This is a genomic window from Citrobacter sp. Ce006 (assembly GCF_030336535.1).
Lineage (GTDB): Bacteria > Pseudomonadota > Gammaproteobacteria > Enterobacterales > Enterobacteriaceae > Citrobacter > Citrobacter europaeus.
This window is the reverse complement of record NZ_JAOWDO010000061.1, coordinates 1-17,234: the sequence shown is the minus strand read 5'-3', so window position 1 is coordinate 17,234 and position 17,234 is coordinate 1. Positions and strand designations below refer to the sequence as shown.

The 17,234-nt window shown below is 55.8% G+C and carries 18 protein-coding genes and 1 riboswitch; of the genes, 8 read left to right on the top strand and 10 right to left on the bottom strand.

All coding sequences use genetic code 11. The features are described from left to right. Nucleotides 1–22: 22 nt before the first annotated feature. The 7 genes from thiH to OGV94_RS06340 all read right to left on the bottom strand — a co-directional run bounded on the left by thiH (nt 23) and on the right by OGV94_RS06340 (nt 6,135). Nucleotides 23–1,156, bottom strand: a complete 1,134-nt coding sequence (gene thiH / locus OGV94_RS06370) for a 2-iminoacetate synthase ThiH (RefSeq protein ID WP_043018021.1) — start codon at nt 1,154–1,156, stop codon at nt 23–25. Next, nucleotides 1,153–1,923, bottom strand: a complete 771-nt coding sequence (gene thiG, locus OGV94_RS06365; protein ID WP_043018022.1) for a thiazole synthase — start codon at nt 1,921–1,923, stop codon at nt 1,153–1,155. The genes thiH and thiG overlap by 4 nt, the downstream gene beginning before the upstream one ends. Before the next feature lies 1 nt (nt 1,924). After that, entirely contained in the window at nt 1,925–2,125 is a 201-nt protein-coding gene (thiS, locus tag OGV94_RS06360) for a sulfur carrier protein ThiS (RefSeq protein ID WP_001583973.1), read from the bottom strand. Then, a complete protein-coding gene (locus OGV94_RS06355; RefSeq protein ID WP_286522898.1) occupies nt 2,106–2,864 on the bottom strand; it encodes a HesA/MoeB/ThiF family protein in 759 nt (252 codons plus the stop codon). The genes thiS and OGV94_RS06355 overlap by 20 nt, the downstream gene beginning before the upstream one ends. Then, entirely contained in the window at nt 2,857–3,492 is a 636-nt protein-coding gene (gene thiE, locus OGV94_RS06350) for a thiamine phosphate synthase (protein WP_080625875.1), read from the bottom strand. The genes OGV94_RS06355 and thiE overlap by 8 nt, the downstream gene beginning before the upstream one ends. Then, on the bottom strand, nt 3,492–5,390 hold the full coding sequence (thiC, locus tag OGV94_RS06345; protein ID WP_043018025.1) for a phosphomethylpyrimidine synthase ThiC: 1,899 nt from the start codon (nt 5,388–5,390) through the stop codon (nt 3,492–3,494). The genes thiE and thiC overlap by 1 nt, the downstream gene beginning before the upstream one ends. Before the next feature lie 83 nt (nt 5,391–5,473). After that, a riboswitch (TPP riboswitch) is annotated at nt 5,474–5,596 on the bottom strand. Nucleotides 5,597–5,646: 50 nt separating this feature from the next. Continuing rightward, nucleotides 5,647–6,135 carry an Rsd/AlgQ family anti-sigma factor gene (locus OGV94_RS06340; RefSeq protein WP_043018026.1) on the bottom strand — a complete coding sequence of 163 codons (489 nt, stop codon included), beginning with the start codon at nt 6,133–6,135 and terminating at the stop codon, nt 5,647–5,649. A gap of 96 nt (nt 6,136–6,231) precedes the next feature. Between OGV94_RS06340 and nudC the strand changes: the two genes are divergently transcribed. The 6 genes from nudC to OGV94_RS06310 all read left to right on the top strand — a co-directional run bounded on the left by nudC (nt 6,232) and on the right by OGV94_RS06310 (nt 10,597). Next, nucleotides 6,232–7,005: an NAD(+) diphosphatase gene (gene nudC, locus OGV94_RS06335; protein WP_047407335.1), complete on the top strand. Its 774-nt coding sequence runs from the start codon at nt 6,232–6,234 to the stop codon at nt 7,003–7,005. A gap of 50 nt (nt 7,006–7,055) precedes the next feature. After that, nucleotides 7,056–8,120: a uroporphyrinogen decarboxylase gene (gene hemE / locus OGV94_RS06330; RefSeq protein ID WP_043018028.1), complete on the top strand. Its 1,065-nt coding sequence runs from the start codon at nt 7,056–7,058 to the stop codon at nt 8,118–8,120. Nucleotides 8,121–8,129: 9 nt separating this feature from the next. After that, nucleotides 8,130–8,810, top strand: a complete 681-nt coding sequence (gene nfi / locus OGV94_RS06325; protein WP_286522896.1) for a deoxyribonuclease V — start codon at nt 8,130–8,132, stop codon at nt 8,808–8,810. Nucleotides 8,811–8,843: 33 nt separating this feature from the next. Further along, nucleotides 8,844–9,434: a YjaG family protein gene (locus tag OGV94_RS06320; RefSeq protein ID WP_286522895.1), complete on the top strand. Its 591-nt coding sequence runs from the start codon at nt 8,844–8,846 to the stop codon at nt 9,432–9,434. A 186-nt stretch (nt 9,435–9,620) separates the two neighbouring features. Further along, complete coding sequence (gene hupA, locus OGV94_RS06315; RefSeq protein ID WP_001044509.1) at nt 9,621–9,893, top strand: nucleoid-associated protein HU-alpha; 273 nt, start codon at nt 9,621–9,623, stop codon at nt 9,891–9,893. 11 nt (nt 9,894–9,904) lie between these two features. Further along, complete coding sequence (locus OGV94_RS06310) at nt 9,905–10,597, top strand: DUF1481 domain-containing protein (RefSeq protein WP_043018508.1); 693 nt, start codon at nt 9,905–9,907, stop codon at nt 10,595–10,597. Nucleotides 10,598–10,620: 23 nt separating this feature from the next. Here OGV94_RS06310 and zraP read toward each other — a convergent pair whose 3' ends face one another. Further along, nucleotides 10,621–11,064, bottom strand: a complete 444-nt coding sequence (gene zraP, locus OGV94_RS06305) for a zinc resistance sensor/chaperone ZraP (protein ID WP_047407315.1) — start codon at nt 11,062–11,064, stop codon at nt 10,621–10,623. A gap of 263 nt (nt 11,065–11,327) precedes the next feature. Here zraP and zraS point away from each other — a divergent pair, with 263 nt between their 5' ends. Then, a complete protein-coding gene (gene zraS / locus OGV94_RS06300; protein ID WP_047407310.1) occupies nt 11,328–12,722 on the top strand; it encodes a two-component system sensor histidine kinase ZraS in 1,395 nt (464 codons plus the stop codon). Further along, a complete protein-coding gene (zraR, locus tag OGV94_RS06295; RefSeq protein ID WP_221922930.1) occupies nt 12,719–14,044 on the top strand; it encodes a sigma-54-dependent response regulator transcription factor ZraR in 1,326 nt (441 codons plus the stop codon). Before zraS ends, zraR begins: the two co-directional genes overlap by 4 nt. Here zraR and purD read toward each other — a convergent pair. Then, a complete protein-coding gene (gene purD, locus OGV94_RS06290) occupies nt 14,041–15,330 on the bottom strand; it encodes a phosphoribosylamine--glycine ligase (RefSeq protein WP_043018033.1) in 1,290 nt (429 codons plus the stop codon). The genes zraR and purD overlap by 4 nt on opposite strands. A gap of 15 nt (nt 15,331–15,345) precedes the next feature. Beyond that, nucleotides 15,346–16,935 carry a bifunctional phosphoribosylaminoimidazolecarboxamide formyltransferase/IMP cyclohydrolase gene (gene purH, locus OGV94_RS06285; RefSeq protein ID WP_100193826.1) on the bottom strand — a complete coding sequence of 530 codons (1,590 nt, stop codon included), beginning with the start codon at nt 16,933–16,935 and terminating at the stop codon, nt 15,346–15,348. Nucleotides 16,936–17,234: the final 299 nt, after the last annotated feature.

Sequence of the window (17,234 nt, the reverse complement as noted above, 5' to 3'; positions counted from 1 at the left end):
CCCGTCCTGAATAGCGTTGGACTTAGGGCATCTGGGCAGCGCGTCCCAGATAGCTGTCCCAGTCTTTCCACACGGGCTGTAATCCCTGCGCCATGAGTGCTTCAGCAACGGCTTCCGGGCGACGAGCGTCATGTGGGGAGAACTGTTCCAGTTCAGGATGGTTATCGGCATAACCACCGGGCTGGGTTTTTGAGAAGGCGCTGACATTGTTGATCGCCAGCGGGATCACATGGTCACGAAACCATGGCGATTCTCGGGTTGAAAGCGACAGCTCAATTTCTGGTGCCAGTAAACGAAACGCGCAAATGGTCTGGACCAACTGTCGCTCATCCATGATCGATGCTGGCTCAACGCCTCCGGTGCATGGACGCAGGCGAGGGAAGGAGATGGAGTAGCGGCTCTGCCAGTAATGCTGCTGCATCCACAACAGATGTTCAGCCACCATATAGCAATCAACACGCCAGCTGTCGGACAAACCAATTAACGCGCCAAGACCGATTTTGTCGATCCCGGCGCGGCCCAGCCTATCCGGCGTTTCCAGTCGCCAGAAGAAATCCTGCTTTTTCCCCTTCAGATGGTGGTGGGCGTAAATCGCTTCATGATAACTCTCCTGATACACCATCACGCCATCCAGCCCCAGTGTCTTCAGCTCCGCATATTCAGCTTCTGACAACGGCTGTACCTCCATCTGTAATGAGGCAAACTGGCGGCGAATAGCGGGTAAATGGTGACGAAAATAATCCATCCCCACTTTTGCCTGATGTTCACCGGTGACCAGCAGCAGATGCTCAAAACCCAGATCACGGATAGCCGCACACTCCCGTTGTATCTCATCTTCGTCCAGCGTTTTGCGTTTGATACGGTTGCTCATCGAAAAACCGCAGTAGGTGCAGTCGTTGGCGCAAAGATTAGAAAGATAGAGCGGGACGTAAAAACTAACGGTGTTGCCGAAACGCTGACGGGTGAGCTTCTGCGCCCGCTGCGCCAGCGGCTCCAGATAATCGGCAGCGGCGGGAGAAAGCAGTGCCATCAAATCATCGCGGCTAAGCTGTGAAGCGTTGAGGGCGCGCTCCACGTCAGCGGCGGTTTTACCGTTGATGCGCAGGCGGATGTCGTCCCAGTCCAGCTGTCGCCAGCGGTCGCTGAACGTTTTCATGAGAAAGCCTCCAGGAATCCGGTTAATGGGCTGGTGGCGCTTGCTTGTGAACTTTTGCTTCCGGGTACCGCCTGGCGAGCCAGCAAGCCTGCTTCAACCGCCAGACGGAACGCTGTCGCCATCATCACTGGGTCATCCGCCACGGCAATCGCCGTATTGACCAGCACCGCGTCGGCGCCTATTTCCAGCGCCTGCGTGGCGTGGCTGGGGACGCCGATGCCCGCATCAACCACTACCGGCACGGTCGCCTGTTGGATAATAATCTCCAGCATCGCTTTGGTTTCCAGCCCCTGATTAGAACCGATGGGCGCGCCGAGCGGCATTACCGCCGAACAGCCAACCTCTTCCAGCCGTTTGCACAGCACCGGATCTGCGCCACAGTAAGGCAGTACCACGAAGCCCTGTTTCACCAGTGCTTCTGCGGCTTTCAACGTTTCGATCGGGTCCGGCAATAGCCAGCGGGCGTCCGGGTGGATTTCTAATTTCAGCCAGTGGGTGCCCAGCGCTTCGCGCGCCAGTTGGGCGGCAAAAATCGCCTCTTCAGCGGTTTTCGCCCCGGATGTATTGGGCAGCAGCGTAACGCCCGCTTCAATGAGCGGCGCCAGGATAGCGTCGTTGTGCTGACGTAAATCCACGCGCTTCATTGCCAGCGTCACCAGTTGGCTGCCGGAGGCGCGAATCGCCTCGACCATTAGCTGCGATGACGCAAATTTTCCGGTACCGGTGAACAGATGTGAATCAAACGTTTTGTCGGCAATACGTAACATATCAACCCCCTGCAATAACCTGAAAAAGCAGGATCTGGTCGCCTTCCTGCACGATTTGCTGCTCCCACTGCTCGCGCGGCAGGATCTGCTGATTGAGCGCCAGCGCCGCGCCCGGTTTAAGCTGATTAAGCGTAGCGAGCAGGCTGCTGACGGTCTGTCCTTCGGCGCACTGCATCGGCTCATCATTGAACTGAATCTGCATGTTGCCCCCCGCATACCGGGCAGCCGCTGGCACGTCGTAGCGCGAGGCTGCGCCACTGGCTGGTTTTGCCGTCAAACAAGCGTAGCTCTCCGCTGGGCGTCTCAATACCGCTGAGTAATTTAATCGTTTCCAGCGCCTGTAAGGTGCCCATCACGCCAACAACCGGTCCGACGATACCGGCGGTACGGCAGTTGCGTTCAGGCTCTACATCATCTGGCCACAGGCAGCGATAACAGCCTTGTTCCCACGGTGGCGTGAGCACCATCAGTTGGCCGCCAAAGCCGACGGCGCTGGCGGTGATGAGCGGTGTGTTGAGCGTTACGCAGGCGGCATTAATTTCCTGGCGCGTGGCCATGTTATCGGTACAGTCGAGCACCACATCGGCACGTGCTACCGCATGCCGGAGCGCATCGCCTTTCAGTCGCTGCTGGAGCGATACCAGTTCGATATCCGGGTTGAGCCGCGTCAGGCGCTGCTGGGCAACCTGAGATTTTGAACGCGCGATATCATCAGTGGTAAACAGGATCTGGCGCTGCAGATTGCTCAGATGAATATCGTCATCGTCTACCAGCGTCAGTTTGCCGATGCCTGCTCCCGCCAGATACAGCGCGGCAGGCGAACCTAACCCGCCTAAACCGATAATCAGCACATGGCTATCGAGCAGCTTTTGTTGGCCTTCGATGGCGATATCGCCGAGCAGGATCTGGCGGCTGTAGCGCATAAAGTCGCGGTCATTCATCGCCCACTCCTGCGATATCCAGTAGCTGGCCCGTGGCTTCACGCCAGTCAGCCGCCTGAGTAATCGCGCTGACCACGGCAATGCTCCCGACACCGGTCGCCAGCACTGCCGGGGCACGCTCAAGGCTGATACCGCCAATGGCGACGGTCGGGTAATCCGCCAGTCGTTCAATATGACTTGCCAACTGTGTCAGCCCCTGCGGGGCGGAAGGCATCTGCTTGGTTTGCGTGGGGAAGACATGACCCAGCGCGATATAAGAAGGTTTAGCGGCGAGCGCGACGTCTATCTCCATATCATCGTGAGTGGACACCCCCAGGCGTAGTCCCGCCGTTTGAATCGCTTTCAGGTCAGTGGTTTCAAGATCTTCCTGGCCCAGATGCACACCGTAAGCGCGGTGCTTAATTGCCAGACGCCAGTAATCGTTGATGAAAAGCCGGGCGTCATAGCGACGCCCCAGCTCAATGGCGGCCATGACGTCGGCTTCGACCTCTTCATCACGCTTATCTTTAATGCGCAGTTGGATCGTGCGCACGCCTGCCTGCAGCAGGCGTTCAATCCATTGCACGCTGTCCACCACTGGGTAAAGCCCGAGGCGGAACGGCACGGTTGGGAAATCAGGCTGGTACATTACGCCTCCTCTTTTTTGAGGTAGATTTCGCCGCCTTTGGCACGGAAGTTTTCCGACATATCCGCCATGCCGACTTCAATCGTTTGTGCCGCAGCGTAGTCGCGAACCTCCTGGCTGATTTTCATCGAGCAGAACTTCGGTCCGCACATGGAGCAGAAGTGGGCAACCTTGCCGGATTCCTGTGGCAGGGTTTCATCGTGGTAGGCGCGGGCGGTGAACGGGTCGAGCGCGAGGTTAAACTGGTCTTCCCAGCGGAATTCGAAGCGCGCTTTCGACATCGCGTTATCGCGGATCTGCGCGCCCGGATGGCCTTTCGCTAAGTCAGCGGCGTGGGCGGCAATCTTGTAGGTAATCAGCCCTTGCTTCACATCTTCCTTGTTCGGCAGGCCGAGGTGCTCTTTCGGTGTGACGTAGCATAGCATCGCGCAGCCAAACCAGCCGATCATCGCCGCACCGATCCCGGAAGTGAAGTGGTCATAGCCCGGCGCGATGTCAGTGGTTAATGGCCCTAAGGTGTAGAACGGTGCTTCGTGGCAGCTCTCCAACTCTTCGGTCATGTTGCGCTGGATCATATGCATGGGTACATGACCCGGGCCTTCAATCATCACCTGCACGTCGTATTCCCAGGCGATTTTGGTCAGCTCGCCCAGCGTATGCAGTTCGGAGAACTGCGCTTCGTCGTTCGCATCCTGAATTGAACCCGGGCGCAGGCCGTCACCCAGCGACAAGGAGACGTCGTAGGCGGCGCAGATTTCGCAAATCTCGCGGAAATGTTCGAACAGGAAGTTCTCTTTGTGATGAGAAAGGCACCATTTCGCCATAATTGAACCGCCGCGTGAGACAATGCCGGTCAGGCGTTTGGCGGTCATTGGCACGTAGCGCAGCAGCACGCCCGCGTGAATGGTGAAGTAGTCGACGCCCTGTTCAGCCTGCTCCAGCAGCGTGTCGCGGAAGGCTTCCCAGGTGAGATCTTCGGCGATCCCGTTGACCTTCTCCAGCGCCTGGTAGATCGGTACAGTACCGATCGGTACCGGACTGTTACGCAAAATCCACTCACGGGTTTCGTGGATATAGCGGCCGGTGGAGAGATCCATCACTGTGTCTGCGCCCCAGCGCGTTGACCACACCAGTTTTTCTACCTCTTCTTCGATAGAGGAGGTGACGGCAGAGTTGCCGATGTTCGCGTTAACCTTTACCAGGAAGTTACGACCGATGATCATCGGCTCGGATTCCGGGTGGTTGATATTGGCAGGAATAATCGCGCGGCCCGCGGCGACTTCATCACGCACGAATTCCGGCGTAATGTTTTCCGGCAGGCGCGCGCCAAAGCTCATCCCCGGATGCTGGTGGCGCAGCACTTCACTACGAATGCGCTCGCGGCCCATGTTTTCGCGGATGGCGATAAATTCCATCTCCGGGGTGACTATCCCCTGGCGCGCGTAATGCAGTTGGGTGACTCGCTTACCGGCTTTGGCGCGCTTTGGCGTCAGCAGGCCAGTGAAACGTAGCTCGTCCAGACCATCATCGGCCAGACGTTCTTTGGTATAAGCGGAACTACGGACGTCTAATTCTTCGCTATCGTTACGCGCGACAATCCACGGCTGGCGCAGTTTTGCCAGACCCTGCTGGACGTTTATCGCCACGTCAGGATCGCCATACGGCCCGGAGGTGTCGTACACCGGCACGGCTTCGTTCTCTTCGAACTGCGGGTTGTCTTTGCTACCGCCAATCAGCGTCGGGCTGAGCTGAATTTCGCGCATCGGAATGCGGATATCCGGCTGCGAACCAGTGATATAAATGCGTTTTGAGTTTGGAAAGGCGGTCCCTTCCAGGGTATCGATAAAATGTTGGGCTTGAGCGCGCTGTTCGCGGCGTGAAGGTTTAGTAGTGGCAGACATAGCTCATTCCAGATAAAAGTAAGGATATGGCTTGTCAGACGACGGATGAAGCAAGAGAGAAGCTCGCCCGGAGGCGATGCTATTGCAGATTGACTCTTGTTCCCTTCGCAGGTTTTAACCTGATCAGGTTCCGCGGATCCCGAATTAACGGTCTCAGCCTTTTCCACTCATGCTGTTGTGGAAAATAAGCACTCCGACAAGAAGTAACCTCAGTAAAGAGGTAATGAATGTAAGCTACGCGTTAATGCCGCAAATCTCAAGCATGACGTTTGAGAGTACTACTCTCGTGCATCGCGTCAAATACCAACATGATCAGCTTATCTTCCAGCACGAAACGGGCTTCCAGCGCCTCGCCGAGATCTGATAAAACCTGTTGGAATTCAAGGAAGTTATCATGATCAATCGCCGTTTCCAGACTGGTATCATAGTAGTTCATGATCAGCTGCGTATTGGCTTCCAGCAGCGGCCAAATTTTTGTGGCTTTTAAAAGCTGCCCGTTCCCTTCCAATTTATGGAGAATACGTTCATAAATACTGAAGTGTCCGGTGGAGAGGTAATCGACCAGGCTCTGACAAAAATCATCCAGCGCTTTTTCATTGAGTCGCATGTACGATTCTTTGCCAGGCTTAATGCCAACCAGATTGTAGTAAGCCACGAGCAGGTGCTTACGTACATGTAGCCAGCGATCAACCAGTTTATTACTTCCTCCGACGTGCTCCGTCAGGCTTTCCAGCTGGTTTAGCATGATTGACTCCGCAAGATGGTGTTAAGGAACTGCTCACCCGTAAATGTAAAAATAATGTAAACAACATGCCTGTGAAGCAAAGGTTGCGCAAGAGATATGGATCGTATAATTGAAAAATTTGATAGCGGCTGGTGGATTGTCAGTCATGAGCAAAAGTTATGGTTGCCTCATGGCGAACTGCCTTACGGCGACGCAGCCCGTTTTGATCTGACCGGGCAGCGCGCCATGCCAATAGGCGAATGGGAAGGGGAGACAGTCTGGCTGGTGCAGCAGCAGCGTCGACACGATATGGGGTCGGTACGCCAGATCATTGACCAGGATGTTGGTTTGTTTCAACTGGCCGGACGCGGCGTACAGCTGGCCGAGTTTTACCGTTCGCATAAATTCTGCGGTTACTGTGGTCATCCCATGCACCCGAGTAAAACGGAATGGGCGATGCTGTGTAGCCACTGTCGCGAACGCTACTACCCGCAAATTGCCCCCTGCATTATCGTCGCCATTCGCCGTGATGACTCTATCCTGCTCGCCCAGCATGTTCGCCATCGTAACGGTGTGCATACCGTGCTGGCAGGTTTTGTCGAAGTGGGCGAGACCCTGGAACAGGCGGTGGCGCGTGAAGTCATGGAAGAGAGCGGCATTAAGGTGAAAAATCTGCGCTACGTCACTTCTCAGCCATGGCCGTTCCCGCAGTCTTTGATGACCGCATTTATGGCGGAGTATGATAGCGGCGAAATTGTTATTGACCCGAAAGAGCTGCTGGAAGCGAACTGGTATCGCTATGACGACTTACCGCTTTTACCCCCGCCAGGCACCGTCGCGCGTCGATTGATTGAAGACACTGTGGCAATGTGTCGGGCTGAGTACGAGTAAAGAACGAGTGGTGATACACTGATGGACTGACGCAATAAGGAACTGCAAAAATGACCGAACTGAAGAACGATCGTTATCTGCGTGCGCTGCTGCGCCAGCCCGTTGATGTCACTCCGGTATGGATGATGCGCCAGGCAGGCCGCTATCTACCGGAATATAAAGCCACGCGCGCCGAGGCGGGCGATTTTATGGCGCTGTGCAAAAATGCCGAGCTGGCCTGCGAAGTCACGCTGCAGCCGCTACGTCGCTATAAACTTGATGCCGCGATCCTCTTCTCGGATATCCTGACGATTCCCGATGCGATGGGACTTGGGCTGTACTTTGAAGCCGGAGAAGGCCCACGCTTCACCTCGCCGATCGCCAGCAAGGCTGATGTCGACAAACTGCCGATCCCGGACCCGGAAGATGGCTTGGGTTACGTGATGAATGCGGTGCGCACTATTCGCCGTGAACTGAAAGGCGAAGTACCGCTGATCGGCTTCTCCGGTAGTCCGTGGACGCTGGCGACCTATATGGTCGAAGGCGGCAGCAGCAAGGCCTTCACCGTGATTAAAAAGATGATGTACGCCGATCCAAAAGCGCTGCATCTGCTGCTTGATAAGCTGGCGAAGAGCGTCACCCTGTACCTGAACGCGCAGATCAAAGCGGGCGCGCAGTCGGTGATGATTTTCGATACCTGGGGCGGCGTACTGACCGGTCGCGACTATCAGCAGTTCTCCCTGTACTACATGCACAAAATCGTCGATGGCCTGCTGCGTGAGAACGAAGGTCGTCGCGTACCGGTGACGCTGTTCACCAAAGGTGGCGGTCAGTGGCTGGAAGCGATGGCGGAAACCGGCTGTGATGCGTTAGGTCTCGACTGGACTACCGATATTGCCGATGCGCGTCGTCGTGTTGGTCATAAAGTGGCGCTACAGGGCAATATGGATCCGTCCATGCTGTATGCGCCGCCAGCCCGCATCGAAGAAGAGGTTGCGACGATTCTGGCCGGATTCGGTCACGGTGAAGGTCATGTCTTTAACCTGGGCCACGGCATTCATCAGGACGTGCCGCCGGAACATGCTGGGGTGTTTGTGGAGGCGGTGCATCGCCTGTCCGAACAATACCACCGCTAAGGAGTTATTATGGATCTCGCGTCGCTGCGCGCGCAGCAGCTTGAACTGGCCTCTTCGGTGATCCGCGAGGATCGCCTGAAGAACGATCCGCCGGATCTGATCGGCGGGGCGGACGTTGGGTTTGAGCAGGGCGGCGAAGTGACGCGAGCCGCGATGGTCTTACTGAAATACCCCTCGCTGGAACTGGTTGAATACAAGGTGGCGCGAATCGCCACCACTATGCCCTACATTCCTGGCTTTCTCTCCTTTCGCGAAACCCCCGCGCTGATGGCCGCCTGGCAGTTGCTCTCGTACAAGCCCGATCTGCTATTTGTTGACGGTCATGGTATCTCTCATCCGCGCCGTCTGGGTGTGGCCAGCCATTTTGGCCTGCTGGTGGATGTCCCGACGATCGGCGTGGCGAAAAAGCGGCTGTGCGGCAAGTTTGAGCCGCTTGCCGCCGAACCCGGAGCATTAGCCCCGTTGCTGGATAAAGGCGAACAGCTGGCATGGGTCTGGCGCAGCAAAGCACGCTGTAATCCGCTGTTTATCTCTACGGGGCACCGCGTGAGTATGGACAGCGCGCTGGCGTGGGTGCAACGCTGTATGAACGGCTATCGTCTGCCGGAACCAACACGCTGGGCAGATGCGGTGGCATCCGAACGCCCGGCTTTTACGCGGCTTGCAGCAAAAACGCCCCATATCAGGTAAACTGCCGCTAATTTCCGTATTTGAGAACTCATCATGTTACAAAATCCGATTCACCTGCGTCTGGAGAAGCTGGAAAGCTGGCAGCACGTCACATTTATGGCCTGCCTGTGCGAACGCATGTACCCAAACTACACCATGTTCTGCAAGCAAACTGAATTTGGCGATGGACAGATTTACCGCCGAATTCTGGATCTGATTTGGGAAGCGCTGACGGTTAAAGACGCGAAAATCAATTTCGATAGCCAACTGGAAAAGTTTGAAGAGGCCATTCCTTCTGCAGATGATTACGATCTGTACGGCGTTTATCCGGCGATTGATGCCTGTGTGGCATTAAGCGAACTGATGCATTCGCGTCTTAGCGGTGAAACGCTGGAGCATGCCATTGAAGTTAGTAAGGCTTCGATTACGACGGTTGCGATGCTGGAAATGACCCAGGCTGGTCGCGAAATGACCGATGAAGAGCTCAAAGAGAACCCGGCTGTTGAACAAGAATGGGATATTCAGTGGGAAATTTTCCGACTTTTAGCCGACTGTGAAGAACGCGATATTGAGCTGATAAAAGGGCTTCGTGCAGACCTGCGCGAGGCTGGTGAGAGCAATATTGGTATAAATTTTCAGCAATGACACCACAAAACGTGATTTAACGCCTGATTTGTCGTGCCTGAAGGCTTCCCATCCGCCCCCGGTCTGGTCTACATTTGGGGGGCGAAAAAAAGTGGCTATCGGTGCGTGTATGCAGGAGAGTGCTTTTCTGGCATTTCCGTCGCACTCGATGCTTAGCAAGCGATAAACACATTGTAAGGATAACTTATGAACAAGACTCAACTGATTGATGTAATTGCAGACAAAGCAGAACTGTCTAAAACACAGGCTAAAGCTGCTCTGGAATCCACTCTGGCTGCTATTACTGAGTCTCTGAAAGAAGGCGATGCTGTACAACTGGTTGGTTTCGGTACCTTCAAAGTGAACCACCGTGCTGAGCGCACTGGCCGCAACCCGCAGACCGGTAAAGAAATCAAAATTGCCGCAGCTAACGTACCGGCATTTGTTTCTGGTAAAGCACTGAAAGACGCGGTTAAGTAATTCGCGTGGCAGTGAACAGTTTTATCGAAGGGGCGGTTTCGCCCCTTTTGTCCATCTGGCGTCATTCGCTGTGGCTTTCAGGTGTTCTGTTGCTGTCTGCCTGCAGTCGCCATTCTGAACTTCCTCCGTTCACAGCCAGCGGCTATGTTGGCGATCAGGGGGCAGTACGCATTTGGCGTAAAGATTCCAGCGACGATGTTCACTTGCTCTCGGTAATTAGTCCGTGGCGTAAAGGCGATACCACCACCAGTGAATACCGCTGGCAGGGTGACTCGCTCTCTCTGATAGAACTCAACGTGTACAGTAAACCGCCGGAACATGTTCGTATACGCTTTGATGACCGGGGTGAACTGAGTTTCATGCAGCGTGAGGTCGACGGTCTTAAGCAGCAGCTTTCCAGCGATCAAATCGCGCTTTACCGCTACCGTGCCGATCAAATCCGCCAGACCAGCGATGCGTTGCGTCAGGGACGGGTGATATTGCGTCAGGGACGCTGGCATGCGAATAACACGGTCACAACCTGTGAAGGTGAGACGCTGAAGCCCGATCTTGAATCGTGGGCGATAAACCATATTGAGCGCCGCCAGAGCCATTCATCCGTAGAGGTGAGCGTGGCATGGCTGGAAGCGCCCGAAGGATCACAGCTCCTGCTGGTCGCCAACGAAGACTTCTGTCACTGGCAACCGAAAGAGAAAACCTTCTGATAATTTGCCATCAGGCAATACTGTTACCAGTGGCCCATTCCCATATGGCCGCCGCCGCGATGGTTACCGCCACCGCCGCATCCGCCGTAACCCATTCCCGCTCCGCGAGGTACGCCTGCCTGCGCCATTGCGACATCGCGTTTAACGCGTTGCTCGTCAAGGGACTGATTCAACGCCTCCATCTCTTTTGCCACGGCATTAATTTTTGCCGTGTCCGGCGAGCTGGCTGTTAGCAACGCGTTGTACTCATAACGTTTGGAGGTCAGCTGTTGGCGCAATGCGCTAGTTTGTGAGTAGTAATCATCATAAATTTTCTGCGCGGTAGCCTGCTGCTCAGCGGTCATTGGCGTACCGCCCCGTTGCTGCATTCCGTCACCATATCCCCAGTGATTCTGCGCCAGCGCCGGGGTCGAGCCCAGTGCGATAAGAGAGAGTGCAATCAGCGCCAGTTTGTTGTTCCGTTTCATGGTTCGTTCTCCTGTTGGTTAGCTTACATACCTGTTTGCATCTTCCGTGCCAAAGCGGTAATCCCAGCCCTGCGGGCGCTGTACTCGTCGTCTCTGTAGAGAAGCGAGTAAAAATGACTCGCCAGAACGCGCTAACGGGTCATTTTTACCCGCTACTTGCAGCTGTTTGTGTCTGAGGGCAGGGTTCTTAAGGAGAAAAAATGGCATGATTTCTGCTGTATACCGGCAACGATGAAAGGAACAGGTGGGTAAAGGGAGAGCGTATGCGTCTTTATAAGGACACGGCGGCCAGGTGGGCGAGCCGACTCTTGCTGGCGTCGATCCTGATTTTGGTCGGCTGGTTTTCGATTATGACCATTCGGGACTATGGGCGGGAAAGCGGCGCCGCACGGCAAACGTTACTGGAAAAAGGCAGCGTGCTGATCCGCGCTCTGGAGTCTGGTACGCGCGTAGGCATGGGAATGCGTATGCATCATGCTCAACAGCAGACGCTCCTGGAGGAAATGGCCGTACAACCCGGTGTGCTTTGGTTTGCCGTTGTTGATGAGCATGGTGTCATTATGACTCACAGCAATTCCTCAATGGTCGGCAAAACGCTCTATTCACCGGATGTTCTGCAACAGCTTAGTCCCGGGGAACAAGAAAGCTGGCGAAATATTGACATTCCAGCGAGGGACGGCGAAAAAACGCCGGCCCTGGAAATTTATCGCCAGTTTCAGCCGATGTATGGTCCTGGACGCCATGGCATGGCGCGCTGCGCCAGCAATGACGGAAAGCTTATCACGCCTGCGCAAACCATATTTATCGCCTTTGATGCCAGCGATCTGGCCGCGACTCAGGCAAGAGAGTGGCGTAACACTCTGATAGTCCTCTTTGCGCTGGCGGCTGTGCTGCTGGCCACCGTGCTGACGTTCTTCTGGTATCAGCGCTATCAGCGCTCATACAAAGAGCTGCAGGACGCGATGAAGCGTAAAGAAAAACTGATGGCGCTTGGGCATCTGGCGGCTGGGGTCGCGCATGAGATTCGTAACCCGCTTTCATCCATCAAAGGCTTAGCAAAGTATTTTGCCGAACGAACCCCCGCAGGGGGCGAGTCGCACGAACTGGCTCAGGTGATGGCGAAAGAGGCGGATCGTTTAAATCGGGTAGTGAGCGAGCTGCTGGAGCTGGTGAAACCTGCGCATCTGACGTTGCAACAGGTGGATCTTAATGAGGTCATCACCCACTCATTACACCTGGTGAGTCAGGATGCGGCAAGCCGGGAAATCCAGCTACAGTTTTCGGCCAGTTCCACGTTACCCGCGATTCAGGCCGATCCTGACCGACTGACTCAGGTTTTGTTGAACCTGTATCTGAACGCCATTCATGCGATTGGGCATCAGGGCACGATTACGGTTGAAGCGAGTGAAAGCAGCGCCGATCGCGTTAAGATCGTGGTGACCGATAGCGGGAAAGGGATTGCAGCGGAACAACTGGAGGCCATTTTTACGCCTTACTTCACGACTAAAGCTGACGGAACCGGTCTCGGGCTGGCGGTTGTGCAGAACATAGTCGAACAACACGGTGGTACCATTCAGGTGGCAAGCGTTGAGGGCAAAGGCGCGACCTTTACCCTTTGGCTGCCGACCAAAGCGAAACAACAGGATCAACAAGGATGACGCGCGGAAAAATCAATATTCTGGTGGTCGATGACGATATCAGCCACTGCACCATTTTACAGGCGTTGCTGCGCGGCTGGGGTTATGAGGTCGCGCTGGCCTATAGCGGGCGAGCGGCGCTGGAACAGGTGCGCGAACGCGTATTTGATTTAGTGCTGTGTGATGTGCGCATGGCGGAGATGGACGGCATCGCAACGCAGAAAGAGATTAAAACGCTGAATCCAGCGATTCCAGTGTTAATCATGACGGCGTTCTCCAGCGTGGAGACTGCCGTTGAGGCGCTGAAAACCGGGGCGCTGGACTACTTAATCAAGCCGCTGGATTTTGACCGTCTGCAGGAGACGCTGGAAAAGGCGCTGGCGCATACCCGGGAAACGGGCGCTGAACTGCCATCGGCGTCGGCGGTACAGTTTGGCATGATTGGCCGCAGTCCGGCGATGCAGCAGTTGCTCAACGAAATTGCGATGGTTGCTCCTTCGGATGCAACGGTGCTTATTCACGGAGACTCCGGCACGGGGAAAGAGCTGGTGGCCCGGGCGCTACATGCCAGCAGCGCCCGCTGCGATAAGCCGCTGGTGACGCTCAACTGCGCGGCGCTTAATGAATCGCTGCTGGAGTCCGAACTTTTTGGCCACGAGAAAGGCGCGTTTACCGGGGCGGATAAACGCCGAGAAGGGCGTTTTGTCGAAGCCGATGGCGGCACGTTATTTCTTGATGAAATTGGCGATATCTCACCGCTGATGCAGGTGCGTCTGCTGCGGGCTATCCAGGAGCGCGAAGTGCAGCGGGTTGGCAGCAACCAGACTATTGCGGTTGATGTCCGGCTGATCGCCGCCACGCATCGTAATCTGGCCGAGGAGGTCAGCGCCGGGCGCTTTCGCCAGGATCTCTACTATCGCCTGAACGTCGTCACCATTGAAATGCCAGCACTGTGTCAGCGTCGGGAAGATATTCCGCTTCTGGCCGAACATTTTCTCCAGCGTTTTGCCGCGCGTAACCGAAAAGCGGTGAAAGGCTTTACTCCGCAGGCGATGGATCTGCTGATCCACTATGACTGGCCGGGCAATATCCGTGAACTGGAGAACGCGGTGGAGCGGGCGGTGGTGCTGCTGACGGGCGAGTATATTACCGAGCGCGAGCTGCCGCTGGCGATTGCCGCGACGCCAATAAAAACGGAATTCAGTGGCGAGATCCAACCGCTGGTGGATGTTGAAAAAGAGGTGATTCTGGCGGCGCTGGAAAAAACGGGCGGCAACAAAACCGAAGCCGCCCGTCAGTTAGGTATTACGCGCAAAACGCTGCTGGCTAAGCTCAGCCGTTAGTTTTGCTCACGCTCGATGGCGCGCCAGCCGATGTCGTTACGGCTGAAGCTGCCGTCCCAGCGGATGTCCGTCATCAGGGCGTAAGCGCGTTGCTGCGCTTCAGCCACGGTATGACCCAGGGCGGTGGCGCACAGCACACGGCCGCCGCTGGTCAGCACTCGGTCGTCGTCAGCGAGTTTGGTGCCAGCGTGGAAGACCTTACCCTCCGTTGAAGACTCCAGCGGCAGGCCGTGGATCTCATCGCCGGTGTTGTAGTTGCCCGGATAACCTCCGGCGGCAATGACCACACCCAGCGAGGCGCGTTCATCCCACTCAGAGGTTTTCTCATCCAGCTTGCCGTCGCAGGCGGCCAGGCAAAGATCCACCAGGTCCGACTTCATGCGCAGCATGATCGGCTGGGTTTCCGGATCGCCGAAGCGGCAGTTGAACTCGATAACCTTCGGGTTGCCTTGCTTGTCGATCATCAGACCCGCGTACAGGAAACCGGTATAGGTGTTACCTTCCGCCGCCATGCCTTTCACGGTTGGCCAAATGATGCGTTCCATGGTGCGCTGGTGGACTTCATCGGTCACCACTGGGGCCGGTGAGTATGCGCCCATGCCGCCAGTGTTCGGGCCGGTATCGCCGTTACCTACGCGCTTGTGGTCCTGGCTGGTGGCCATCGGCAGCACGTGCTCGCCGTCGACCATCACGATAAAGCTTGCCTCTTCGCCGTCGAGGAACTCTTCGATAACGATACGATGTCCTGCATCGCCAAAAGCGTTACCCGCCAGCATGTCGTGAACGGCAGCTTCGGCCTCGATCAGCGTCATCGCCACGATAACGCCTTTACCGGCAGCCAGACCGTCAGCTTTGATGACGATCGGCGCGCCTTTCTCACGCAGATAGGCCAGGGCAGGCTCAATCTCGGTGAAATTCTGATATTCCGCGGTCGGGATGTTATGACGCGCGAGGAAGTCTTTGGTGAAGGCTTTGGAGCCTTCCAGTTGTGCAGCACCTTCGGTTGGGCCGAAAATTTTCAGGCCTGCGGCGCGGAAGGCATCGACCACGCCAATCACCAGCGGCGCTTCCGGACCAACGATGGTCAGATCGATCTTCTCGTTCTGGGCAAAGCTCAGCAGTGCCGGAATATCGGTTACCGCGATTGCCACGTTTTGCAGCGCGGGTTCCAGTGCGGTGCCTGCGTTACCCGGTGCAACAAAAACGGTATCGACCAGCGGCGACTGCGCCGCTTTCCAGGCCAGCGCGTGCTCGCGTCCGCCGTTGCCAATCACTAATACTTTCATCGTCTGCTCCGTGGATTAATGGCGGAAGTGGCGCATGTCGGTAAAGATCATCGCGATACCGTGTTCATCGGCAGCGGCAATGACTTCATCATCACGGATAGAGCCACCAGGCTGAATAACGCAGCTCACGCCAACGGCGGCGGCAGCATCAATACCATCGCGGAACGGGAAGAACGCGTCGGAAGCCATGGCTGAACCTTTCACTTCCAGACCTTCGTCCGCCGCTTTAATGCCCGCGATTTTGGCGGAGTACACGCGGCTCATCTGGCCTGCGCCTATGCCGATAGTCATGTTCTCTTTGGCGTAAACAATGGCGTTGGATTTCACGAACTTGGCGACCTTCCAGCAGAACAGCGCATCGCGCAGCTCTTGTTCGGTCGGCTGACGTTTGGACACTACGCGCAGTTCGCCTTCGCTCACCATACCCAGATCCCTGTCCTGAACCAGCAGTCCGCCGTTAACGCGTTTGAAGTCCAGACCCGGCACACGCTGTGCCCACTGGCCGCAGGTCAGAACGCGAACGTTCTGTTTCGCGGCGGTGATCTTCAGTGCGTCTTCGGTAGCCGATGGGGCGATGATCACTTCCACGAACTGGCGGGAGATGATGGCCTGCGCGGTTTCGGCATCCAGCTCGCGGTTAAAGGCGATGATGCCGCCGAATGCGGAGGTCGGGTCGGTTTTATAGGCGCGGTCGTAAGCATCGAGAATAGAAGTGCTTACCGCCACGCCGCACGGGTTAGCGTGCTTGACGATCACGCAGGCTGGCTCGTTGAACTCTTTCACGCACTCCAGCGCTGCGTCGGTATCAGCGATATTGTTGTAGGAAAGCGCTTTGCCCTGTACCTGCTGTGCGGTGGCAACGGACGCTTCTTTCACATTCTCTTCTATATAGAAGGCAGCCTGCTGGTGGCTGTTCTCACCGTAGCGCATATCCTGCTTCTTAATGAAATTCAGGTTCAGCGTACGCGGGAAACGGCCAGCGGCCTCTTTGCTTTCGCCGTGATAAGCCGGAACCATGCTGCCGAAGTAGTTGGCAATCATGCTGTCGTAGGCGGCGGTGTGTTCGAAGGCTTTAATCGCCAAATCGAAACGAGTGTCGAGGGTCAGAGAGCCTTCGTTAGCATCCATCTCTTTAATAATGGCGTCGTAGTCGCTGCTCTTCACCACGATAGCCACATCTTTATGGTTCTTGGCGGCGGAACGTACCATGGTCGGGCCACCGATATCGATGTTCTCTACTGCATCTTCCAGCGAGCAGCCAACGCGTGCCACGGTCTCGGCGAACGGGTACAGGTTAACGACCACCATATCGATAGGCGCGATACCGTGTTGTTCCATAATTCCGTCGTCCTGACCGCGACGACCAAGAATACCGCCGTGGACTTTGGGATGCAGGGTCTTCACGCGTCCATCCATCATTTCCGGGAAGCCGGTGTAATCGGAAACTTCGGTCACTGGCAGACCTTTCTCCGCTAACAGGCGCGCAGTGCCACCCGTTGACAGCAGCTCCACACCGCGTGCGGAAAGTGCCTGAGCGAATTCGATGATACCGGCCTTGTCAGAAACACTGAGCAGAGCGCGGCGGACTGGACGACGTTGTTGCATGGTAAATCCCCTGGATTTGACTATTACAGAGAGCGTTAGGTGAATTCTTGGCTAAAAACTCAGCTAACGCCCCTTACGGGGCATCCTTGTTGTGCGGGGGCATTGTAACGAAAACGTTTGCGCAACGCTCGCGAATTTTTAATTTTCGATTTTGACCCCTTCTTATTTCTGTTGAAAGAGGCTGTTATAAAGAGAGGATCGCAGAAACGATCGTGTGGTTTGTGGATAACTCTGTGTGTAAATGGGTATAAGGCGGGGTTTTGCTGTGGAATGCAGCACTCAGTCATTTTTCTGTCATT